Genomic DNA, 22559 nt, shown 5'->3' with positions numbered 1-22559 from the left:
TAGCAATCCACGGCAGAGCGGCTCGATCCGGTGGCAGGATTCTCCAGGAATCCACCGCGCCGACCTCGGCAGCCGCGTGCCGATCCATGACATGGAGAAGAGGCCTAATGGCTACGGTAGACCGCTGGCTGCTGCCTGACGGTATCGAGGAAATCCTGCCGCCCGACGCGGCGCGCATCGAGGGTGCTCGTCGCCGGGTACTGGAACTGTTCCATTGCTGGGGCTATGAGTTCGTCATCACCCCGCACCTGGAATTCTTGGAATCGCTGCTCACCGGTGCGGCCAAGGAGCTGGAGCTGCGCACCTTCAAGGTGACCGATCCCAATTCCGGTCGCCTCATGGGCTTTCGCTCCGACATCACGCCCCAGGTGGCGCGCATGGAAGCCCATAGCCTCAAACAGAGCGGCCCTAGCCGACTGTGCTATGCCGGCAGCGTGCTGCATACCCGTCCGCGGGCACTGTCCACCTCGCGCAGTCCGATCCAGGTTGGCGCCGAGCTCTATGGTGTGCCCGGCAGCGAGGGTGATCTCGAGGTCATCAGCCTGATGCTCGACGTGCTCGAGCAGGCCCAGGTGCCCGATGTCCACATGGATCTAGGGCATGTGGGGATCTATCGCGGCCTGTGCCAGGCAGCCGGTGTTTCCGGCGCCAGCGAGCAGCAGTTGTTCGATGCCCTGCAGCGCAAGGCGGTGGACGAGATCGCCGAGCTGACCGCCGAGTTGCCTGCCGCCGAGCGCGGCTGGCTGCGTGCCCTGGCTGAGCTCAGCGGCGATGCTGCGGTGCTCGACCAGGCGCGCCAGCGGCTGACGGATGCGCCCGCAGGCGTCCTGCAGTCGCTGGACGAACTGATCGCTCTGGCCGAATCGCTCAAGGGTCGTTTCCCGGGCGTGCCGCTGTATTTCGATCTGGGCGAGCTGCGTGGCTATCACTATCACACTGGCGTGGTCTTTGCCGCCTTCGTGCCTGGCACCGGGCAATCCATCGCCCAGGGCGGGCGCTATGACAACATCGGCGCCGACTTCGGCCGTTCGCGGCCTGCCACCGGCTTCTCCACCGACCTGAAGACCCTCGTCGAGTTGGGCACCGCCGTGCTGGACGAGCCGCGCCGCGGCATCTGGGCGCCAGCAGGCCATGTGCCGGTACTCTGGCAGGCCGTGCGTGAATTGCGTGCCGCGGGCGAGCGGGTGGTTCAGGCTACCGGCCATGACGACGCGGACCAGCTGCACAGCTCGGGCTGCGATCGCCGTCTGGTCGAGCAGCAGGGTGCCTGGGTCGTGGTGCCCTTGAATTCCTAAACACCGGATCTGGCATCCGGGTGAACGTGAGCATCGTCGGCCTGGCCGACAGAAATCTTCCTGACAGGGGATAAGGTTATGGGTAAGAACGTCGTCGTCCTGGGCACCCAGTGGGGTGATGAGGGCAAGGGCAAGATCGTGGACCTGCTGACCGACCAGGCCGCTGCCGTGGTGCGTTATCAGGGCGGCCACAACGCCGGCCACACGCTGGTCATCGATGGTCAGAAGACCATCCTGCGGCTGATTCCCTCGGGCATCCTGCGCGCCGACACCCAGTGCCTGATCGGCAATGGCGTGGTGCTCTCTCCGGAAGCCCTGTTCAAGGAAGTCGGTGAGCTGGAAGCCCGTGGCGTACCGGTGCGCGAGCGCCTGCGCATCAGCTCGGCCTGCTCGCTGATCCTGCCCTATCACGTGGCCCTGGATCAGGCCCGCGAGAAGGCCCGCGGCGAAGCCAAGATCGGCACCACCGGTCGCGGCATCGGTCCGGCCTACGAAGACAAGATCGCCCGTCGCGGTCTGCGCGTCGGCGATCTGTTCCACCCGGAGCGTTTCGCCGTCAAGCTCAAGGAAGTGCTGGACTACCACAACTTCGTCCTGCAGAACTACTTCAACGAGCCGCCGGTGGATTTCCAGAAGACCTACGACGAGGCCATGGAGCACGCCAAGGTCATGCAGCCGCTGGTCATGGACGTCGTCAGCCGTCTGCACGAGCTGCGCAAGGCCGGTGAGAACCTGATGTTCGAAGGCGCCCAGGGCACCCTGCTGGACATCGACCACGGCACCTATCCCTTCGTCACCAGTTCCAACACCACCGCCGGTGGCGTGGCGACCGGTTCCGGCGTGGGTCCGCTGTACCTGGACTACATCCTCGGCATCACCAAGGCCTATACCACCCGCGTCGGCTCCGGTCCCTTCCCGACCGAGCTGTTCGACGAGACTGGTGCCTACCTGGCCAAGCAGGGGCATGAATTCGGTTCCGTTACCGGCCGTCCGCGCCGTTGCGGCTGGTTCGACGCCGTCATCCTGCGTCGCTCCATCGAGATCAACAGCATTTCCGGCCTGTGCCTGACCAAGCTGGACGTGCTCGATGGCCTGGAAACCGTGCGCATCTGCACCGGCTACAAGGACGCTGCCGGCAACCTGCTGACCGAGGCGCCCACCGACGCAGACAGCTACATCGGTCTGCAGCCGGTCTATGAAGACATGCCGGGCTGGAGCGAATCCACCGTAGGCGCCCAGAGCCTCGAGGCGCTGCCGGCCAATGCCCAGGCCTACATCCGCCGCATCGCCGAGCTGGTCGAGGCGCCGATCGACATTGTCTCGACCGGTCCGGATCGCAAGGAAACCATCGTGCTGCGCCATCCTTTCGCCTGATGCGCTAAAAGGATGCAGCCTGAAAAGCCCCGCCCCGCGGGGCTTTTCTGTTTTCGGGGTGCGAGAGACGCTGGTAGGTCGGGGACGGCCGCTGGTCCGAAATGGCCAGCATATTGCTATGGCTATTTATCGCTGCGGCTCCAGCTCTTCTCGAGTTGGCCGACAGCCTGTAAATGTCCCTCGCCGCTGGAGACCCCCATGTCGTTTCTCTTGTCGCTGCTGCGCAGCCGTCTGTTGCTGCCGGTATTCATCAGTCTGTTGCTCGCCGTCGTTCTCCAGGTGGGCCTGGCGCTATGGCTGACCCAGGATGCGGTGAAGGGCCTGCAGTCCGGTTTGGCTGCGCGCCTGTCCGGTGAATCCGAGCAGCTCGCCGATACCCTGCGCCAGGCCGGCGGCGAGGTGGATGGCAGTCTTGCCGAGCTGGCCGGGCAGACCCGCACGCGGCTGGCCGAGGGGCTTGCGCAACGCCTGGCGCGCGAGCGGCAGCAGGTGGGTGAAACCCTGACCGCTACCCTCAAGAGCAATGCGCAGAATCTGGCCGAGTTGCTGGCGGGTGTGGCGCCCAAGGCGATGTGGGATGCCGATGTACCGGCGCTGTCCGACCTGGCGCGCCGGGCGCAGGGCAATCCCGAGGTGCTGTTCGTGGTCTTCCAGGATGCCCAGGGCCAGAATCTGACTCGTTATCTCAATCGTCAGGATGAGCGCGTGGCGCGCCTGCTCGCCATGGGGCAGGGCGAGGGCGCCCTGGCCAAGGTGCTGGATGCCGCGACCCGGGATCCGTCGGTCTATCGCGTGGATGCCTCCATCAGTCCCAACGGCGTGGAAATCGGCAAGGTGGTGGTGGGCTTTTCCACCCAGGTCATCGAGCGTACTGGCGCGGCCCTGGACCAGAGTTTCAAGACCCTGGTCGATGACGCCGGCGGTCTGGTCTCCAGTAGCGTGACGGCAGCCGCCAAGGGCAGTGCCGCGACTCTGGCGACGCGTCTGGAAGGTACCCGTCAGGCCGCCCTGGCCATGAGTCGCAATGCCGGTGAGACGGTCGCCGCCCTGGCGGGCGCGCTGCGCTGGCAGATCGCCCTGGGGCTGATCGTGGTTGGCATGGTGATGGTCGTGGCCGTGGCGCTGGTGCTGGGTCGGCGGGTGCTGCGCCGGATCGGCGTGCTGCAGCGGGCGCTGGACGATCTGGCGGCCGGGGAGGGGGATCTGACCCGCCGCCTGCAGCTGGGGCAGGGCGATGAGATCCAGGCGTTGGGTGGGGCGGTCGATCGCTTCCTGGCCAAATTGCAGCCGCTGGTGGGCGAGGCCCATGGCGTCGCCGCACGTACCGGCGAGGAAATTCGTGGCCTGGCCGGCAGCAGCGCCACCGCCGAAGCGGCAGCGCTGCGTCAGCGCGAAGAGGTGGCCCGCAGCCTGGAGGCCTTGTCCGGCATCGCCGCGGAGGCCGAGGGCGAAAGCCTGGCCATGCAGGGCGCGTTGCAGCAGGTGGAAGCCATCCGCAGCTCTGCCCAGAGCAATGCCCGGATCGCCACCGAGGTGGCCGAAGGTATCGAGGGGCTGGTGACCCAGGTCGAATCGGGTGCCCAGGTGATCGAGCGGCTGGCCGCGCAAAGCGAGCAGATCGAGGTGGTGCTGGACGTGATCCGCGGGATCGCCGAGCAGACCAATCTGCTGGCGCTCAATGCGGCCATCGAGGCGGCCAGAGCCGGCGAGAGCGGCCGTGGCTTCGCGGTGGTTGCCGACGAGGTGCGGGCGCTGGCCAGCAAGACCCAGGAATCCACCGGCAGCATCCGGACGCACATCGCCGGACTGCAGGAAGGGGCGCGCGAGGCCGTCGCCGCCATAGGCGAGGCGCGGCAGCAGGCCAGCAGCGGGTTGGCCGTGCTGCGCGACAGCAAGCGCATCCAGCAGGATGTCCATCGCGCAGTGGATCAGGTACATGCCAGCATGAGCACGGCTGCCCAGGCCGCCCAGCGCCAGGCGGCGGGTGCCGCAGCGGTGCGGCAGCGAGTCGAGATCATCCATGGCGAGGCGCTGCGTGCAGCCGAGTCGGTGGCGGCTACTGCGGACAGCAGTCGTACCCTGGCGGAACTGGCTGCTCAGCTGCGCGGCAGTCTGGGACAATTCAAGGCGTAGGGGAGGCCCGCGCCTTTTCGCGGGCAAGAAAAAACCGGCCGAAGCCGGTTTGTTCTGTTGCGTCCGATCAGGGATCGTCCGCTTGGTATTGGTGCCCAGGAGAAGACTCGAACTTCCACGGTGTTGCCACCGCTAGGACCTGAACCTAGTGCGTCTACCAATTCCGCCACCTGGGCCTGCAGTGCGACTTCTGATCGCTTCCTGTCACCCTTGCGGGTTTCAGGATTAAAAAACCGGCTAGCGCCGGCTTTTCGTCGACCGATCTGCAAATCGATCGACTATAATGAGTGGTGCCCAGGAGAAGACTCGAACTTCCACGGTGTTGCCACCGCTAGGACCTGAACCTAGTGCGTCTACCAATTCCGCCACCTGGGCACTCAAGGCGATGATTGCTCATCTCCGGCGTCGTGATTGCTCACGGCGTCGTGGGGCGGCACTTTACTCAGGGGGCGTTTGCTTGTAAACCCCTGCTGTGAAAAATATTTTATTGAGCATGCCAGGCTAACTATTGCGCTGTTTTCACGTTTCAATAGGTTCCATGGCAGCTCCTACCGAACCTAGACTTAGAAGGTAACCCCAGACTGATGGCCGATTGGCAATCCCTCGATCCCGAGGCCGCCCGGGAAGCGGAAAAGTACGATAACCCCATTCCGAGTCGCGAACTCATTCTGGCTCATCTCGCCGATCGCGGCGCTCCGGCCACACGGCCTCAATTGGCCGAGGAATTCGGCCTCGTCACCGAGGACCAGCTCGAAGCCCTGCGGCGCCGCATGCGTGCCATGGAGCGCGATGGTCAGGTGATCTATACCCGCCGTGGCGCCTATGCGCCCATCGACAAGCTGGACCTGGTGCGCGGACGCATCGCCGGCCATCGCGATGGCTTCGGCTTCCTGATCCCCGACGACGGCAGCGACGACCTCTTCCTCAGCCCGTCGCAGATGCGCCTGGTGTTCGATGGCGACATCGCCCTGGCGCGGGTTGCCGGCCATGATCGTCGCGGTCGCCGCGAAGGCGGCCTGGTCGAGGTGGTCACCCGGGCGCACGAATCCCTGGTCGGTCGCTTCTTCCAGGAGAGCGGCCTGGCCTACGTGGTGCCGGACAATCCCAAGATCGGTCAGCAGGTACTGGTGCCCGAAGGCAAGCACGGCGGCGCCGCTCATGGTCAGTTCGTGCAGGTGCGTATCGACGAATGGCCCACCACCTTCCGTCAGGCCCAGGGCGAGGTGGTCGAGATCCTCGGCGACTACATGGCGCCCGGCATGGAGATCGAGGTGGCGCTGCGCAGCTACGACATCCCCAACGAATGGCCCAAGGCCGTCGAGAAGGAAGCCGCCAAGCTCAAGCCCGAGGTCGAGGAGAAGGACAAGCAGAAGCGCATCGACCTGCGTCAGCTGCCCTTCGTGACCATCGATGGCGAAGACGCTCGCGACTTCGATGACGCCGTCTATGCCGAGGCCAAGAAGTCGGGCGGCTGGCGGCTGTACGTCGCCATCGCCGACGTCTCCCACTACGTCAAGGTCGGTTCGGCGCTGGATGCCGAGGCGGAGAAGCGCGGCAACTCGGTGTATTTCCCCGAGCGGGTTATCCCCATGCTGCCGGAAGCCCTGTCCAACGGCCTTTGCTCGCTCAATCCCCAGGTGGATCGCCTGGCCATGGTCTGCGAGATGACCATCGCCGCTTCCGGGCGCATGACCGGCTACCAGTTCTATGAGGCGGTCATCCACTCCCACGCGCGCCTGACCTACAACAAGGTTTCGGCGGTGCTGGAGCAGCCCAAGTCGACCGAAGGCAAGCAGTTGCGCAAGCAGCTCGGCGAGGTGGTGCCGCACCTGGAGCAGCTCTACAGCCTGTACAAGGTGCTGCTGGCTGCCCGTCACGTACGGGGTGCCATCGATTTCGACACCCAGGACACCCGCATCGTCTTTGGCGCCGACCGCAAGATCTCCGAGATCCGCCCGACCCAGCGCAACGATGCCCACAAGCTGATCGAGGAATGCATGCTGTGCGCCAACGTGGCCACTGCGAAATTCCTCGAGAAGCACAAGGTGCCGGCCCTGTACCGGGTGCATGACGCGCCGCCCCTGGAAAAGCAGACCAATCTGCGCCAGTTCCTCGGCGAAATGGGGCTGTCCCTGACCAAGGGCAAGGCCAATCCGGTGCCGTCGGACTACCAGGCGCTGCTCCAGCAGATCCGCGAGCGGCCGGACTTCCGGCTGATCCAGACGGTGATGCTCAGATCGCTGAGCCAGGCGGTCTACAGCCCGGACAACAACGGTCACTTCGGTCTCAACTACGAGGCCTATACCCATTTCACCTCGCCGATCCGGCGCTATCCGGATCTGCTGGTGCATCGGGCGATCCGTAGCGTGATCCGCTCCAAGCTGGAGACCAAGCACGTCAAGCGCGCAGGCGCGACGAGCATGGCCAAGGCGCGCATCTATCCCTACGACGAATTGCGCCTGGATCAGCTCGGTGAGCAGTGCTCCATGACCGAGCGCCGCGCCGACGAAGCCACGCGGGACGTCTCCAACTGGCTCAAGTGCGAGTTCATGAAGGATCGCGTCAACGAAACCTATGCCGGCGTCATCACCGCGGTGACCGGTTTCGGCCTGTTCGTCGAGCTGTCCGAGGTCTTCGTCGAGGGCCTGGTGCACGTCACCGCGCTGCCCGACGATTACTACCACTTCGACAGCGTTCACCATCGCCTCTCCGGCGAGCGCAGCGGCCGCAGCTATCGCCTGGGTGATCCCCTCGAGGTGGTGGTGGCTCGCGTCGACCTGGACGAACGCAAGATCGACTTCGTGCTGCCGGCCAGTGCCGGGGCGCCGCGTGTGCGGGAAGAGCGCGAGCCGCGTCGCAAGCGTGACGGTCGCGGTCGTCGCCGCGAGGCGCCAGCGGAAGCGCAGGCCGTCGCCCCGACGCCAGAGGCACCGGCTACCTCGGTATCGCCGGAACTGCTGGAGCAGGCCGACAAGCTGCTGGGCAATACCGACGTCAAGCGCAGTCGCGCGGTGAAGCAGGCGCTGCTGGCGGAAGCCAAGGTCGAGGGCGGCAAGCCCAAGGCCAAGGGCAAGTCCAGCGGTCAGAGCAAGGCCGGCACCCAGGGCAAGACCACCGCCCAGGGCAAGGCCGGCACCCAGGGCAAGACCACCGCCCAGGGCAAGGCCGGTACCCAGGGCAAGACCACGGCCCAGGGCAAGGCTGACAAGGGTAAGGCTGGCAAGGGCACGGCCAGTGCCACGGCCAAGGCGCGTACGGCTCCGGCAGGGCGCCAGGCACAGGATGCCGCCGCCGAAGGCGCTGCCGCGGTGGAGGCCAAGGTCAAGAAGTCCAAGGCCGCTGCCGCCAAGAAGAAATCCGCGGCCAAGCCCAAGGCCGAAGGCCAGGCTCAGGCCGCGGCCAAGAGCAGGACCAAGGCCAAGAAGCCTCATCGCAAGGGTCAGTCGCGCCCCAAGGATGACGCATGAGCCAGCTGGAAACCGTCTACGGTATCCACGCCGTGGAAGCGCTGCTGCGCTTCCATCCGCGGCGGGTGAAGCAACTCTGGATCGCCGAAGGGCGGCGCGAACCGCGAGTCGAAGCCCTGCTGGAGCTGGCCGCTGGTCAGCGCCTGGCGGTGGAAACCAAGCCGCGGGCGCTGCTCGATGAGCTGGCCGAGGGCGTGCACCAGGGCGTGGTGGCCCAGGTCAGTCCCAGCCAGGTCTGGGGCGAGGCCATGCTCGAGGAATTGCTCGACCGGGCCGAAGGTCCGCCGCTGCTGCTGGTACTCGATGGCGTCACCGATCCGCACAACCTCGGTGCCTGCCTGCGCAGTGCCGATGCCGCCGGGGCCCTAGCCGTGATCGTGCCCAAGGACAAGTCCGCCACCCTGACCGCGGTGGTGCGCAAGGTGGCCTGTGGTGCTGCCGAGGTATTGCCGCTGGTGGCCGTCACCAACCTGGCACGTACCCTGGAAAAGCTGCAGAAGCGCGGCCTGTGGATCGTCGGGACCGCCGGTGAGGCGACCCAGGAGATCTATGAGGTGGACATGAGCGGACCAACGGTCGTGGTCATGGGTGCCGAGGGCAAGGGCATGCGTCGGCTGACCCGCGAACATTGCGATCATCTGGCTCGTTTGCCGATGGCAGGCAGTGTCAGCAGCCTCAATGTCTCGGTCGCGACCGGTGTCTGCCTGTTCGAGGCCGTGCGTCAGCGGCGTACCAAAGCCTCCTGACGGTGAACATGAGGAAACGTCTGGGCACCTGCGCGGCGCGTGTCGGACTATACGAAACGCGCTGCAGTGCGCAGAATATCGGGCTCGCCTCGGGAAACCCCGGGGCGAGGCCTGTCAACAAGAGGATGCCCGCGTGAGTCAGGAGATCCAAGAGCCGGTAGGCTTGCGAGTGCTGCTTGTCGAAGACGATGCCACGTTGCGCATGCTGACCACGGAAGTCATCGAGGAGCTGGACCATCAGGTCACGGCCGTCGCCTCGGCGGAAGCTGCCCTGGAGTTGCTGCCGCAACGTGAACACGATGTGCTGTTCACCGACATCGGGCTGGGCGGCATGTCCGGGATCGAATTGACCCGGCGCGCCCTGGCGATGGATCCGACGCTGCGCATCGTCGTCGCCTCGGGTTATGCCTTCGAGCGCGAACCAGGCATGGAAGCGCGGGTCGGGGTGCTGATCAAGCCCTATGATCTGAACAAGATCCGCCAAGCCCTGGCCGACGTGCAACGCTGAGTGCCAGTGGCTGCCCGGCGGTCGCGCCGGTCATGCCTGCGGTTGCGCCCCTCGGTGCCCTTCTCTAGAATGTTGCCCCTTGCCCGGAGTGCGTCCGCATTCCGCTGGGCAAGTCATCCGAACTATTCACTCCTTGTCTGACCGCGTTTCCGCGGCAGGCTGCAACCCGTAAGGAGCATTAAATGCGTCATTACGAAGTCGTGTTCCTGGTTCATCCGGACCAGAGCGAACAGGTGGGCGGCATGGTCGAGCGCTACACCAAGGCTATCGAAGAAGACGGTGGCAAAGTCCATCGCCTGGAAGACTGGGGCCGTCGTCAGCTGGCTTACGCCATCGACAACGTTCACAAGGCTCACTATGTACTCATGAACATCGAGTGCAGCGCCAAGGCCCTGGCCGAGCTGGAAGACAACTTCCGCTACAACGACGCCGTGATCCGTAACATGATCCTGCGCCGTGACGAGGCCGTCACCGGTCAATCCGAGATGCTCAAGGCCGAAGAAAACCGCAACGAGCGTCGCGAGCGTCGCGAGCGTCCTGCCGAGTCCGAGTCCGAGTCCGCCGAAGGCAACTCCGACGACGCCGACAGCGCCGAGTAATCTGGATCTAGCGAGGAATCATTGTCATGGCACGTTTCTTCCGTCGTCGTAAGTTCTGCCGTTTCACCGCCGAAGGCGTGAAAGAGATCGACTACAAGGATCTCAACACCCTGAAAGCCTACGTCTCCGAAACCGGCAAGATCGTCCCGAGCCGTATCACTGGCACCAAGGCCAAGTACCAGCGTCAGCTGGGCGCCGCCATCAAGCGTGCCCGTTACCTGGCCCTGCTGCCCTACACCGACAGCCACGGTCGTTGATCGACGCCTGATCACGAATAACGGATAAACACGGCATGCGGCCTCTGGCTGAGTTCATCATGCGCGGCCGTACTCAGGCCACCCTCGTGGTGGTGCTGGGCGCAGTCGTGCCGCTGCTGTACTGGATGACCGCTGCCGGTGGCAGCCTGGTGCTGTTGCGCCGGGGACCTGCCGCGGCGGCCGGGGTGCTGGTCTGGGCCCTGCTGCCAGCGCTGTTCTGGCTGTATCTGGGTGATGCCAGCATCGTGCTGGTGTTGCTGGGTTCGACGCTTCTGGCGGCGGTATTGCGCCAGAGCCTGTCCTGGACGCGGGTGCTTCTGGCCAGCGTCCCTCTGGGGTTGATCTTCGCCCTGGTGCTGGGACAGGTCTATGCCGAGGGCATCGCGCAGCTGGCGGAGGAAATCCGCCGGTTGCTGCCCCAGGTGTTGGGCCCGAGCGCGGCGCAGTTGCCGCCGGAAAAGCAGGCGCAGTTGCAGCAGTTGCTGCTGCCCGTGCTGACCGGTCTGATGGCGGCGTTCTTCCAGATCACCTGCCTGCTGTGCCTGATGTTGGGGCGCTACTGGCAGGCGGCGCTGTACAACCCCAAGGGGTTCGGCCGCGAGTTTCGCGTGCTGCGTCTGCGTCCGGCCATCGCGCTCGGCCTGTTGGCCCTGCTGGTGCTGGCGCCGAACCTGGGCAGCGGGCTTGGCCTGCTGACCCCGCTGTGCAGCGTGCCGCTGGCCTTCGCCGGCATCGCCCTGCTACACGGGCTGGTGGCGGCCAAGCGCCTGGCGGGTTTCTGGCTGGTGGGGCTGTACGTGACGCTGTTGCTGTTTGGGCAGTTGATCTATCCGTTGTTGGTGATTCTGGCTGTGATCGATAGCGTGTTCGATTTTCGTGGGCGGTCTGCGCAAGAGCCGCAGGGGCCCGCGGACGGTGAAGGTTAAAAGTTAAGAGGAAAGACTCAATGGATGTCATCCTGCTGGAAAAGATCGCCAACCTGGGCAACCTGGGCGATAAAGTGAACGTCAAGGGCGGTTACGCTCGTAACTTCCTGCTGCCGCAGGGCAAGGCCACCGCAGCTACCGCTGCCAACGTCGAGGCTTTCGAAGCTCGTCGCGCCGAGCTCGAAAAGCAGGCTGCCGAGAAGAAGGCCCAGGCCGACGCCCGTGCCGCCAAGCTGGCTGAACTGACCGTGACCATCGCCGCCAACTCCGGCGACGAAGGCAAGCTGTTCGGTTCCATCGGCACCCGCGACATCGCCGAAGCCGTCAGCGCCGCTGGCGTCGAGTTGGACAAGAGCGAAGTTCGCCTGCCCAACGGCGCGCTGCGCAACACCGGCGAATACGATGTCGAAGTGCACCTGCACACCGACGTCGAAGCCACCGTCAAGGTCGTCGTTGTCGCTGAATAAGCGCGCCGTCGCCTGACTGGCGGACTTGCGCCCCGGCGCCGGTCTGTCGACAATCGGGCACGTCATTGCCAAGGCAGTGACGTGCCCTTTGTCTTTTCTGCCGTCCGAAAAATCATTTCGCCGCCCGCAATGGGGGCCCAAGACCTGCGCATGAACGAGATTTCCCTGCCCGAGCAGTACGATCTGCAGACCGCTGCCCTCAAGGTTCCGCCGCATTCCATCGAGGCCGAGCAAGCCGTACTGGGTGGTCTGATGCTGGACAACAATGCCTGGGAGCGTGTGCTCGATCAGGTGTCCGATGGCGACTTCTATCGCCACGACCACCGCCTCATTTTCCGCGCCGTGGCCCGTCTGGCCGAGCGCAACCAGCCGTTCGACGTGGTGACCCTGTCCGAACAGCTGGACAACGAAGGCCAGCTGCCCCAGGTGGGCGGCCTGGCCTATCTGGCCGAGCTGGCCAAGAACACCCCCTCGGTGGCCAACATCAAGGCCTACGCGCAGATCGTGCGCGAGCGGGCTACCCTGCGGCAGTTGATCGGCATCAGCGCCGACATCGCCGACAGCGCCTACAACCCGGAAGGGCGCGGGGCCAACGAGCTGCTCGACGAAGCCGAGCGTAAGATCTTCGAGATCGCCGAGGCGCGGCCGAAATCCGGTGGTCCGATCGGGGTCAACGACATCCTGACCAAGGCCATCGACCGCATCGATACCCTGTTCAACTCCAGCGATGCCATCACTGGCGTCTCCACCGGCTTCGCCGACCTGGACGAGAAGACCAGCGGCCTGCAGCCGGCGGACCTGATCATCGTTGCCGGTCGCCCGTCGATGGGCAAGACCACCTTCGCCATGAACCTGGTGGAGAACGCGGTGCTGCGTACCGACAAGGCGGTGCTGGTGTTCTCCCTGGAGATGCCCGCCGACTCCATCGTGCTGCGGATGCTGTCGTCCCTCGGTCGCATCGACCAGACCAAGGTGCGCTCCGGCAAGCTGGACGATGACGATTGGCCGCGCCTGACCTCGGCGGTCAACCTGCTCAACGACCGCAAGCTGTTCATCGACGATACCGCCGGCATCAGTCCTTCGGAAATGCGCGCCCGGACCCGTCGCCTGGTGCGCGAGCACGGCGACCTGGCCTTGATCATGGTGGACTACCTGCAGCTGATGCAGATCGGCGGCAGCAGCGGCGAGAACCGCACCAACGAGATCTCCGAGATCTCCCGCTCGCTCAAGGGCCTGGCCAAGGAATTCAACTGCCCGGTGGTGGCCCTTTCCCAGCTCAACCGCTCGCTGGAGCAGCGGCCGAACAAGCGGCCGGTGAACTCCGACTTGCGTGAATCGGGCGCCATCGAGCAGGACGCCGACGTCATCATGTTCGTCTACCGAGACGAGGTGTATCACCCGGAGACCGAGTACAAGGGCGTGGCGGAAATCATCATCGGCAAGCAGCGTAACGGCCCGATCGGCACCACGCGGCTGGCCTTTATCGGCAAATACACCCGGTTCGAGAATCTCGCGCCCGGCAGCTACGTTTTCGAGGACGAATGATGGTCAAGGACAAGCTGAAGATCGCGGTCCTGCTCGGTGGCACCAGCGAAGAACGCGACGTGTCCATCGCCAGCGGTGCCCAGGTGGTGGCGGCCCTGCGCCGGCGCGGGCACCAGGTGGTGACCGTGGACACCGCCCTGGGTCTGCTCGACGAAGATGCCGAGCGGGCGCTGCTGGAAGCCCGCGTCGGCCTCGAACCGCCGGAGCGGACCGCGCTGGTGCGGATGCGCGGCCAGGATGCCGGTGCGGTGCTCAGCCGCGCTCAGCTGGGCGACCAGGATCTGCTGTTCCTCGCCCTGCACGGTGGGACCGGCGAGAACGGCACGCTGCAGACCCTGCTCGACCTGGCCGAGCTGCGCTACACCGGCAGCGGCCGGGTGGGCAGCGCCGTGGCCATGGACAAGGACCTCAGCAAGCGGCTGTTCCGTGCTGCCGGGGTACCCACCGCCGATTGGCTGATGGCGCCCGTGGACGCCGCGACCGTGGCCGAGACCCTGGGCTTTCCGGTGATCGTCAAACCCAGCCAGCAGGGCTCCACCGTGGGTCTGAGCAAGGTCAGTCGTGCCGAGGACCTGCAGCCCGCCATCGAGCTGGCGCTGCGCTATGACCGCGAGGTGATGATCGAGCGTTTCGTCGCCGGTCGCGAGCTGACCGTGGGCGTGCTGGGCGACCAGCCGCTGGCGGTGGGCGAGATCGTCCTTGGCCAGAGCGGGGTGTTCGACTACACCAGCAAGTACCAGCCCAAGGGCGCGGTGGAAGTGTTTCCTGCCGAGGTCTCGACCGCGATCGCCGAAGAAGCGCGCCGGCTGGCCCTGGCCGCGCACCGGGCGCTCAAGCTCGATGGCTACAGCCGCGCCGACTTCCGCCTGGACGCCGAAGGACAGCTGTGGTGCCTGGAGGTCAACACCCTGCCGGGGATGACCGCCACCAGCCTGCTGCCGCAATCGGCCGCGGCCATGGGCATCGACTTCGACGAGCTCTGCGAGCGGATCTGCCGGCTGGCCCTGCAGGACTGATCCTTCCGCAGCCGGCGCCGCTATCGCTTCGGGTGGTGGCGGCTGCGTCCCGTGTCGAAGCCGGATTCGGATCCGCCGCCATGCCCCAGACGCTGACCCCGGTGCAGACCCGGGCATTGTTCTTCTCTGCGCTGCTGCTGTTCGTCCTGCCTTTCATCCTGGTCGACTTTCCCTATGTCGATGACAACTGGCGTATCCAGTTGCAGAACGGGCCTGAATGGCGCCAGCAGGGGCGGGTGCTGACCGAGGTCTTCTATCGGCTGCTGACCTTCAGTGGCAGCACCCTCAATCTGTTTCCCCTGCCGCTGCTGATCGCCTGCGCCGCGGCGGCCTGGGCGCTGACCGATCTCGCACGGCACTGCTTCGGCGCGCCGCGACCGACCCAGTGTCTGGCTCTCCTGCCGCTGTGGTTCTCGCCGTTCTGGCTGGGCAATCTGACCTACCAGTACGATGGCCCGACCATGGCCCTGAGTCTGGTGGCGGTGATCTACGCGGTGATCTTTCGCAGTCGCCATACGGCGCTGGCCCTGCTGGTACCGGCGGCGCTGCTGGCGGCGGCCATCGCCTTCTACCAGGTGGCACTCAATGTCTTCATCGGCCTCTGCTGCCTGGAGCTGATCCGCGTCGTGCAGCGCCGTGAGGCGCCAGAGCAGGCCCTGCGCCTGGTCGTGCGCCAGGGCCTGCAGCTGCTGCTGGGCTGCGGGCTCTACTACCTCACCGCCTACCAGCTGATGGCGACCACTCGGCATGCCGGTGTGGGCGGCCAGGTGCTGCCCGAGCTCTGGCACCGGCTGGGCGAGGTGCTGCACAGCGTTGGCCTGCTGATCACCCTGGGCAACCTCTGGCTGTGGTGGCTGTTCGGTGGCCTGGCCATGATTGGCTACGGCCTGGGCGCCCTGGCCTATGCCCGGGCCTACGGACGGCGGGCGTTGCTACCCCTGCTGCTGTATGGCGCGACCCTGCCGGTGCTGGCCTTCTGCGTGGCCGGCATCACCCTGCTGTTCAGCGACTTCATCCTCGAAGCCCGGACCCTGATGGGTCTGGCGGTAATCCTGACCCTGGCGCTGTTGCTGGCCCACGAACTGCTGGGGCGCCTTCATCCTCGGCTGACCTGGCTGCTGGTGCTGCCGGTGCTGTGGATGCTGTCGCTGGCCTATGCCTATGGGCAGGTGCTCTCGGCGCAGAAGAGCTTCGAGCGCGGTTTCGTCCAGGAGCTGCACCATGACCTCAGCAGTCGTCCGGAGCTGCGGCCGCTCAAACGCATGCTCTGGACCGGTGGTCCGCTGGAAGTGGCCTGGTTGCCGCTGGCGCAGAAGACCTTCGAGCAATTGCCGGCCTTGCCCTTCATCCTCGGCCTGTCGCCAGGCAATTTCATGATCGCCGAGCGGCTGCTGGACCTGGGCGTGATCGACGATGCCGACAGCGACAGCTGCAGCCAACGCGTGGCCGTGCCCGGCGCCGCCACGCGACTGGTGGACAATCGTTTCTATGACATCTGGGCGGTGGGCGAGGACGGCTGCATCATCATGAAGCCGCAACGGCCCTGGGTGCCGTTCGAGTAGCGAGGTAGGTTGGGCTGAGACGGCTCCATCGTCGAAGCCCAACGAGCGGTGCCTGATGCAGGTGTTGGGCTTCGCTTCGCTCAGCCCAACCTACGGGGACGAAGGCGATCAGCCCCGGCGCAGCTTGTAGCAGATGAACAGGAAGGCCAGCCAGACCGGGATGGCATAGACCGACACGGCGATGCCAGGGATGCGCAGCATCAGCACCAGGATCATGCCGACGAAGGCCAGGCACAGCCAGTTGACCACCGGTGACCAGAAGGCCGGGAAGTGCGATTGGCGGCCGGCCTGGCGCTGGGCGGCGCGGAATTTCAGGTGGGTCAGGCTGATTAGCGCCCAGGCGATCACCAGAGAGGCCACCACCAGCGACATCAGCAGCTCCAGGGCATTCTGCGGCAGCAGGTAGTTGACCACCACGCAGAGCAGGGTCACCGCCGAGGACACGGCGATGCCCAGCAGGGGCACGCCCTGGCGATTGGTGCGCAGCAGGGCGCGCGGGGCATCGCCCTGTTCGGCCAGGCCGTAGAGCATGCGGCTGGTGCAGTAGACGCCACTGTTGTAGACCGACAGGGCCGCGGTCAGCACCACGAAGTTGAGCAGGTGCGCGGCGGTGTCGCTGCCGAGCAGGGCGAAGGTCTGCACGAAGGGACTGCCGGCATAGTCGTCACCGCCGGCGCCGATGCTGTGCACCAGCTCGTCCCAGGGGTGCAGCGACAGCAGGATGGTCAGGGCGCCCACGTAGAAGATCAGGATGCGCCAGACCACCTGGTTGATGGCCTTGGGGATCACGGTGCGCGGCTGGTCGGCTTCGGCGGCGGTGATGCCTACCAGCTCCAGGCCGCCAAAGGAAAACATGATGATCGCCAGCACCGCGAACAGGCCGCTCCAGCCGTTGGGCAGGAAGCCGCCATGGTTCCAGAGATTGCTCACCGAGGCCTCGGGCCCGCCGCTACCGCTTATCAGCAGCCAGAGGCCGAAGGCCATCATGCCGAGGATAGCGACCACCTTGATCAGCGCGAACCAGAACTCGGTCTCGCCAAAGGCCTTCACGTTGAACAGGTTGATGGCGTTGACCAGCACGAAGAACACCAGGGCGCTGGCCCAGGTCGGCACCTCGGGCCACCAGTACTGCACGTACTTGCCCACCGCTGTGAGTTCGGACATGCCCACCAGTACATAGAGCACCCAGTAGTTCCAGCCGGAGAGAAAGCCCGGGAAGCGGCCCCAGTAGCGACTGGCGAAGTGGCTGAAGGAGCCGGCCACGGGCTCCTCGACGATCATCTCGCCGAGCTGGCGCATGATCAGGAAGGCGATGAAGCCGGCGATGGCGTAGCCGAGGATCATCGCCGGTCCGGCCGACTTGAGTACCCCGGCCGAGCCGAGGAACAGGCCGGTGCCGATGGCCCCGCCGAGGGCGATCAGCTGGATATGACGATTCTTCAGGCCGCGCTGCAACTGGCCGGCGGCGGGTTGGGGCTGGGACATGGACGGGGGTGTCTCGGTGGCAGAGAAGGGCGGGCGGCTATGGTAGCACTCCTGTCGCCAGGGACCTGGTCCTGGTGCCCAGGGACCCTCACCCCGGCCCTCTCCCAGGGGGAGAGGGGGAAGAGCGTGCTTCGGTAGGGGGGCTGTTGCGGAGTGTCCTTCGTCCTCGCTATCAAGGGAGATAGCGCGTGGACAAGGCTGCGCCGTTGTCCACCCTACGGCGGAAGTGTATTGCCCCACACCCTGGCCCTCTCCCAGGGGGAGAGGGGGAAGAGCGTGCTTCGGTGGGAGGATTGTTGCGGAGTGTCCTTCGTCCTCGCTATCACGGGAGGTAGCGCGTGGACAAGGCTGCGCTGTTGTCCACCCTACGGCGGAAGGGCATTGCCGGTGAGCGTCCCTCACCCCGGGCCTACCCCAATGAGTGAGGGAGAAAGCAGGGACACCGGGGGCTTTTGCTCCCTCTCCCGCGGGGAGAGGGCTGGGGTGAGGGCAGGGCCAAGGCAGCCGCTCGATAGCCAAAGGCAATCGATGTCCGGGGGCTGAACTGGTCATTTTTTGTGCTATTCTTCGCGCCCTCCCAAAAACACCCCTTTCCCGGAAGCTGCCATGCAAGCCGCCACGCCGCTGTTCGACTATCCGAAATACTGGGCCGAGTGCTTTGGTCCGGCGCCTTTCCTGCCCATGAGTCGGGCGGAGATGGACCAACTCGGCTGGGACAGCTGCGACATCATCATCGTCACCGGGGACGCCTACGTCGATCATCCGTCCTTTGGCATGGCCATCATCGGCCGCCTGCTGGAGGCCCAGGGCTTCCGCGTGGGCATCATCGCCCAGCCGGACTGGCAGTCGAAGGATGACTTCATGAAGCTCGGCGAGCCGAATCTGTTTTTCGGGGTGGCCGCGGGCAACATGGACTCGATGATCAACCGCTACACCGCGGACAAGAAGATCCGCTCCGACGATGCCTATACCCCGGGCAATGTCGCCGGCAAGCGTCCGGATCGCGCCAGCCTGGTCTACAGCCAGCGCTGCAAGGAGGCCTACAGCCACGTGCCGATCGTGCTTGGCGGCATCGAGGCCTCGCTGCGCCGGATCGCCCACTATGACTACTGGCAGGACAAGGTGCGCCGCTCGATCCTGATGGACGCCACCGCCGACATCCTGCTCTATGGCAACGCCGAGCGGGCGGTGGTCGAGATCGCCCAGCGGCTGTCGCGTGGCGAGCGCGTCGAGTCCATCACCGATGTGCGGGGCACCGCCTTCGTCCGCCGCGATACCCCAGCCGGCTGGTTCGAGGTCGACTCGACCCGCATCGACCGTCCCGGCCGCGTCGACAAGATCATCAATCCCTACGTGAACACGCAGGACACCGAGGCCTGCGCCATCGAGCAGGCCAAGGGGGAGGTCGAGGATCCCAACGAAGCCAAGGTGGTGCAGCTGCTGGAAAGCCCGCGCATGACCCGCGAGAAGACGGTGATCCGCCTGCCGTCCTTCGAGAAGGTGCGCAACGACCCGGTGCTCTATGCCCACGCCAACCGCGTGCTGCACCTGGAAACCAATCCGGGCAACGCCCGCGCCCTGGTGCAGCGGCATGGCGACGTGGACGTCTGGTTCACGCCGCCGCCCATCCCCATGACCACCGAGGAAATGGACTATGTGTTCGGCATGCCCTATGCGCGCGTGCCGCACCCGGCCTATGGCAAGGAAAAGATCCCGGCCTACGAGATGATCCGCTTCTCGGTGAACATCATGCGCGGCTGCTTTGGTGGCTGCACCTTCTGCTCCATCACCGAGCACGAAGGGCGGATCATCCAGAATCGTTCCCACGACTCGATCATCCGCGAGATCGAGGAGATGCGTGACAAGGTACCGGGCTTTACCGGGGTGGTCTCGGACCTTGGCGGGCCGACTGCCAACATGTACCGCATCGCCTGCAAGGATCCGGAGATCGAGCGTCACTGCCGCAAGCCGTCGTGCGTCTTCCCCGGCATCTGCGAGAACCTCAACACCGATCACTCCTCGCTGATCGAGCTGTACCGCAAGGCGCGGGCGTTGCCGGGGGTGAAGAAGATCCTGATCGCCTCGGGGCTGAGATACGACCTGGCCGTGGAATCGCCCGAGTACGTCAAGGAACTGGTGACCCATCATGTCGGCGGCTACCTGAAGATCGCGCCCGAGCACACCGAGCGCGGTCCGCTGGACAAGATGATGAAGCCGGGGATCGGCAGCTATGACCGCTTCAAGCAGATGTTCGAGAAGTACACCAAGGAGGCGGGCAAGGAGCAGTACCTGATTCCCTACTTCATCGCCGCGCATCCGGGCACCACCGACGAGGACATGATGAACCTCGCCCTGTGGCTCAAGCGCAGCGGCTTCCGCGCGGATCAGGTCCAGGCCTTCTATCCCTCGCCGATGGCCACCGCCACGGCCATGTATCACTCGGGCAAGAATCCGCTGCGCAAGGTCACCTACAAGAGCGACGGCGTGACCATCGTCAAGAGCGACCAGCAGCGCCGCCTGCACAAGGCCTTCCTGCGCTACCACGATCCCAAGGGCTGGCCGATGCTGCGCGAGGCGCTCAAGGAGATGGGGCGCGCCGACCTGATCGGTCCGGGCAAGCACCAGCTGATCCCGGCCACCCAGCCGGTGGGCGATGGCAGCTACCAGAGTGCCCGGCGCAAGAACTCCACCCCGGTGGGCAGCAAGAAAACCGGGACAGGCGGTGGCCGCATCCTCACCCAGCATACCGGTCTGCCGCCCCGCGCCAGCGACGGCAGCAAAGCCTGGGACAAGGGCCAGGAAGGCCAGGCCGCCGGCTATGCCAAGGGCGGTCCGCGCAAGAAGTCGCGGCGCCAGCCGAATATGCCGCGCTGAGGCGATGAGATGATAAAGGGGAGGCCGAGGCCTCCCCTTTTTTATGGGTGATAGGTCAGGTGGGGGGTGTTGGGCTTCGACGGTGGGGCTGTCCCAGCCCAACCTACAGATGGCGTAGGTTGGGTTGAGCGCAGCGAAGCCCAACGCTGGGATTTATCCGCGCAATTCGGCGAAGTGGGCCTGCATGCGGTCGGCGTCGGCGGTGCGGCCGCTGAAGAGTTCGAAGGCCTTGACCGCCTGGAACACGGCCATGGTGCCGCCGTCGAGGGTGCGGCAGCCCAGGGCGCGGGCCTGGCGCAGCAGTTCGGTTTCCAGCGGGAAGTAGATGATCTCGGCGACCCAGAGGTCAGGGTGCAGCAGCTCCGCAGACAGCGGGAGGCCGGGCAGCTTGGCCATGCCCACCGGCGAGGTGTTGACCAGGCCATCGGCGGCGGCCACGGTGGCGGCCTGGTCGGTGCCGACCGCGGCGCGGCCGGGGCCGAAGTGGCGGGTCAGGTTGTCCACCAGGGCCTGGGCGCGCTCGACCTCGACGTCGAAGATGAACAGCTGGTCCACGCCTTCGGCGAGCAGGGCGTGGGCCACGGCGCTGCCGGCGCCGCCGGCGCCCAGTTGCACCACCAGACGCTTGGCCACGTCCGGCAGGCCGCGGCGAAAGCCTTCGGCGAAGCCCAGGCAATCGGTGTTGTGACCCACGGTACGGCCGGCGGCCAGCACCACGGTGTTTACCGCGCCGATGCCGCGGGCCTCGGGCGAGAGATCGTCGAGCAGCGGGATGATCGCCTGCTTGCAGGGGAAGGTGACGTTGAGGCCGGTGAAGCCGGTGCGCTGGGCCGCTTGCAGCAGCTCGGGCAGGGCGTCGGCGCCGAGGCCGAGCGCATCCAGGTCGATCAGGCGGTAGAGGTATCTCAGGCCCTGGGCGTCGCCTTCGCGTTCGTGCATGGCGGGCGTCAGCGAGGCCTGGATACCGGCGCCGATGAGGCCGGCGAGGACGGAGGTGGGTGCGGTCATGGACTTAGTTTCCCTGGTGGGCGATGAGGGCGCTGATGGCGGCACGATAGCCCTGGCTGCCGAGGCCGCAGATGACGCCGACGGCGATGCCCGAGACATAGGAATGGTGGCGGAAGGCTTCGCGGCGATGGACGTTGGACAGGTGCACCTCGTAGACCGGCAGTTCGCTAGCCACCAGGGCATCGCGCAGGGCCACCGAGGTGTGGGTCCAGGCCGCGGGATTGATCACCACCCCGGCGTAGGCGCCGCGGGCAGCGTGGATCCAGTCGAGCAGTTCCCCTTCGTGGTTGGTCTGGCGAAAGTCCACCTCGTAGCCGCCCTCGGCGGCGGCGGTCGCGCACAGCTCGGCGACGTCGGCCAGGGTCTCGTGGCCGTAGGTGGCGGGTTCCCGGGTGCCGAGCAGATTGAGGTTGGGGCCGTTTAGGACCAGGATGCGGCGCGACATGGCGTTCTCTCTGTTGTCATCTGGCCGGGCGGACCAGCGCCCGGCGTTGCAGAGAAAATGTACCAGCTGGTTAATTTCGTCAATCCGCCGCCGGGGCGTTGCGCCGGAAGCGTTCGATTATCGGCCCTGGTGACCTAGATCGCCACCAGTCCGCGCACCCCTTTGGCCTCCATGTCGGCACCGCGACCGCGCTGGACGATCTCGCCACGAGACATCACCAGGTAGCCATCGGCCAGTTCGCTGGCGAAGTCATAGAACTGCTCCACCAGCAGGATGGCCATGTCGCCGCGCTTGGCCAGGTGGGCGATGACGGTGCCGATCTCCTTGATCACGGAGGGCTGGATGCCCTCGGTGGGTTCGTCGAGGATCAGCAGTCGCGGGCGACTGGCCAGGGCGCGGCCAATCGCCAGTTGCTGTTGCTGGCCGCCGGAGAGGTCGCCACCGCGGCGCTGGCGCATTTGCCGGAGCACGGGGAAAAGTTCATAGATGGACTCCGGCACCTCGCGGGCGTCCCGGGCGGGAAAGCGCGACAGGCCCATGAGCAGATTTTCCTCGACGGTGAGGCGCGGGAAGATCTCGCGGCCCTGGGGCACGTAGGCGATGCCGGATTGCACCCGTTGGTGCGGTTTGCGGCTGGTGATGTCCTGGTTTTCCCAGGTGACGCTGCCGCGCTTGGCCGGGATCAGGCCCATGAGGCAGCGCAGCAGGGTGGTCTTGCCGACGCCGTTGCGGCCGAGCAAGCTGGTGACCTCGCCGATGGGGGCGTCGAAGGACAGACCACGCAGGATGTGGCTGCCGCCGTAGTATTGATGAAGTTCGTTGACCTGGAGCATGGGGGGCCTCGGCCGGTTG

The 22559-nt window shown here is 65.8% G+C and carries 17 protein-coding genes, 2 tRNA genes and 2 pseudogenes; 15 read left to right on the top strand and 6 right to left on the bottom strand.

Features of this window, described 5'->3' with window-relative positions; all coding sequences use genetic code 11:
* The first annotated feature begins 107 nt into the window (after positions 1-107).
* The 4 genes and pseudogenes from ACWPW1_RS20440 to ACWPW1_RS20425 all read left to right on the top strand — a co-directional run.
* Positions 108-1295, top strand: coding sequence for an ATP phosphoribosyltransferase regulatory subunit (locus ACWPW1_RS20440; RefSeq protein ID WP_454253853.1), 1188 nt, complete (start codon positions 108-110; stop codon positions 1293-1295).
* A 78-nt stretch (positions 1296-1373) separates the two neighbouring features.
* On the top strand, positions 1374-2669 hold the full coding sequence (locus tag ACWPW1_RS20435; RefSeq protein ID WP_059316388.1) for an adenylosuccinate synthase: 1296 nt from the start codon (positions 1374-1376) through the stop codon (positions 2667-2669).
* A gap of 12 nt (positions 2670-2681) precedes the next feature.
* Positions 2682-3944, top strand: a pseudogene (locus ACWPW1_RS20430) (HAMP domain-containing protein); the annotation flags it as partial.
* 342 nt (positions 3945-4286) lie between these two features.
* Positions 4287-4802: pseudogene (locus ACWPW1_RS20425) on the top strand (methyl-accepting chemotaxis protein); the annotation flags it as partial.
* An 89-nt stretch (positions 4803-4891) separates the two neighbouring features.
* Here the strand turns inward: ACWPW1_RS20425 and ACWPW1_RS20420 are convergent.
* Together ACWPW1_RS20420 and ACWPW1_RS20415 are read right to left on the bottom strand one after the other, a co-directional pair.
* Positions 4892-4978 (bottom strand) — tRNA-Leu (locus ACWPW1_RS20420).
* A 112-nt stretch (positions 4979-5090) separates the two neighbouring features.
* Positions 5091-5177 (bottom strand) — tRNA-Leu (locus ACWPW1_RS20415).
* A gap of 209 nt (positions 5178-5386) precedes the next feature.
* On the opposite strand from ACWPW1_RS20415, the gene rnr reads away from it, so the two are divergent.
* From rnr to ACWPW1_RS20365, 10 genes are all read left to right on the top strand, one after another.
* Positions 5387-8269, top strand: a complete 2883-nt coding sequence (gene rnr / locus ACWPW1_RS20410; protein ID WP_454253852.1) for a ribonuclease R — start codon at positions 5387-5389, stop codon at positions 8267-8269.
* Positions 8266-9015: a 23S rRNA (guanosine(2251)-2'-O)-methyltransferase RlmB gene (gene rlmB / locus ACWPW1_RS20405; protein ID WP_059316385.1), complete on the top strand. Its 750-nt coding sequence runs from the start codon at positions 8266-8268 to the stop codon at positions 9013-9015. The genes rnr and rlmB overlap by 4 nt, the downstream gene beginning before the upstream one ends.
* Positions 9016-9148: 133 nt before the next feature.
* Complete coding sequence (locus tag ACWPW1_RS20400) at positions 9149-9523, top strand: response regulator (protein WP_007161147.1); 375 nt, start codon at positions 9149-9151, stop codon at positions 9521-9523.
* Between the two features lie 182 nt (positions 9524-9705).
* Positions 9706-10122, top strand: coding sequence for a 30S ribosomal protein S6 (rpsF, locus tag ACWPW1_RS20395; protein ID WP_007161146.1), 417 nt, complete (start codon positions 9706-9708; stop codon positions 10120-10122).
* Between the two features lie 26 nt (positions 10123-10148).
* Positions 10149-10379, top strand: coding sequence for a 30S ribosomal protein S18 (gene rpsR / locus ACWPW1_RS20390; protein ID WP_059316384.1), 231 nt, complete (start codon positions 10149-10151; stop codon positions 10377-10379).
* 35 nt (positions 10380-10414) lie between these two features.
* Positions 10415-11305 carry a hypothetical protein gene (locus ACWPW1_RS20385; RefSeq protein WP_434775145.1) on the top strand — a complete coding sequence of 297 codons (891 nt, stop codon included), beginning with the start codon at positions 10415-10417 and terminating at the stop codon, positions 11303-11305.
* A gap of 20 nt (positions 11306-11325) precedes the next feature.
* Positions 11326-11772, top strand: a complete 447-nt coding sequence (rplI, locus tag ACWPW1_RS20380) for a 50S ribosomal protein L9 (RefSeq protein WP_059231672.1) — start codon at positions 11326-11328, stop codon at positions 11770-11772.
* Between the two features lie 150 nt (positions 11773-11922).
* A complete protein-coding gene (gene dnaB / locus ACWPW1_RS20375; protein ID WP_017642919.1) occupies positions 11923-13317 on the top strand; it encodes a replicative DNA helicase in 1395 nt (464 codons plus the stop codon).
* Positions 13317-14333, top strand: coding sequence for a D-alanine--D-alanine ligase (locus ACWPW1_RS20370; RefSeq protein ID WP_434776660.1), 1017 nt, complete (start codon positions 13317-13319; stop codon positions 14331-14333). Before dnaB ends, ACWPW1_RS20370 begins: the two co-directional genes overlap by 1 nt.
* Positions 14334-14413: 80 nt before the next feature.
* On the top strand, positions 14414-15895 hold the full coding sequence (locus tag ACWPW1_RS20365) for a glucosyltransferase domain-containing protein (protein WP_313648622.1): 1482 nt from the start codon (positions 14414-14416) through the stop codon (positions 15893-15895).
* Between the two features lie 108 nt (positions 15896-16003).
* Here ACWPW1_RS20365 and ACWPW1_RS20360 read toward each other — a convergent pair whose 3' ends face one another.
* Complete coding sequence (locus ACWPW1_RS20360; RefSeq protein ID WP_313648623.1) at positions 16004-17380, bottom strand: amino acid permease; 1377 nt, start codon at positions 17378-17380, stop codon at positions 16004-16006.
* Positions 17381-17986: 606 nt separating this feature from the next.
* Here ACWPW1_RS20360 and ACWPW1_RS20355 point away from each other — a divergent pair.
* Positions 17987-20254, top strand: a complete 2268-nt coding sequence (locus ACWPW1_RS20355) for a YgiQ family radical SAM protein (RefSeq protein ID WP_454253851.1) — start codon at positions 17987-17989, stop codon at positions 20252-20254.
* Positions 20255-20407: 153 nt separating this feature from the next.
* Here ACWPW1_RS20355 and ACWPW1_RS20350 read toward each other — a convergent pair whose 3' ends face one another.
* The 3 genes from ACWPW1_RS20350 to urtE all read right to left on the bottom strand — a co-directional run bounded on the left by ACWPW1_RS20350 (position 20408) and on the right by urtE (position 22540).
* Positions 20408-21262 (bottom strand): shikimate dehydrogenase, encoded by an 855-nt coding sequence (locus ACWPW1_RS20350; protein WP_454253850.1) that lies wholly within the window; start codon positions 21260-21262, stop codon positions 20408-20410.
* A 4-nt stretch (positions 21263-21266) separates the two neighbouring features.
* Positions 21267-21707 (bottom strand): type II 3-dehydroquinate dehydratase, encoded by a 441-nt coding sequence (aroQ, locus tag ACWPW1_RS20345; RefSeq protein WP_454253849.1) that lies wholly within the window; start codon positions 21705-21707, stop codon positions 21267-21269.
* Positions 21708-21841: 134 nt separating this feature from the next.
* Positions 21842-22540, bottom strand: a complete 699-nt coding sequence (urtE, locus tag ACWPW1_RS20340; protein ID WP_454253848.1) for an urea ABC transporter ATP-binding subunit UrtE — start codon at positions 22538-22540, stop codon at positions 21842-21844.
* Positions 22541-22559: the final 19 nt, after the last annotated feature.

The organism is Pseudomonas sp. Marseille-Q7302 (genome assembly GCF_965111925.1).
Note: the sequence above shows the minus strand (reverse complement) of the source record. Positions and strands in the feature narration are given on the sequence as shown.